Source organism: Pseudomonas sp. KCJK8993, from assembly GCF_046230915.1.
Classification (GTDB): Bacteria; Pseudomonadota; Gammaproteobacteria; order Pseudomonadales; family Pseudomonadaceae; genus Aquipseudomonas; species Aquipseudomonas piscis.
Genome location: NZ_JBJJLO010000259.1, coordinates 1 through 490 on the forward strand (window position 1 = coordinate 1; position 490 = coordinate 490).

1 pseudogene is annotated in these 490 nt (G+C 64.7%); it reads left to right on the plus strand.

Features of this window, described 5'->3' with window-relative positions:
• A pseudogene (locus tag ACK6AU_RS32045) lies at positions 1-490 on the plus strand (polyketide synthase); the annotation flags it as partial.

Consider the following 490-nt stretch of genomic DNA (forward strand, 5'->3'; position numbering starts at 1 on the left):
TGTGATCGTCGCGTCGGGCATCAACCAGGATGGCAAGACCAACGGCATCACTGCGCCCAGCGCCGGCAGCCAGATCGCCCTGGAGCGCGAGGTGTACGCCCGCCACGGTATCGATCCGCGGAGCATCTCCTATGTCGAGTTGCACGGTACGGGAACCAAGCTGGGCGACCCGATCGAGCTGACAGCCCTGGATACGGTGTTCCGGGAACGGACCGAGCAGAGCAATTTCTGCGGCCTGGGTTCGGTCAAGAGCAACATCGGCCATACCACGGCAGCAGCCGGGGTCGCGGGGGTGCACAAGGTACTGCTGCAGATGCGCCACCGTGAACTGGCGCCGACCCTGCACTTCGCCACGCCGAACGAGCATTTCGATTTCGCCCGCTCGCCGTTCTTCGTCAATACCCATCACCAGAGCTGGCAAGTCGCCGCTGGCCAACCGCTGCGCGCGGCAGTCAGCGCCTTCGGCATCAGCGGCACCAATGCCCACGTA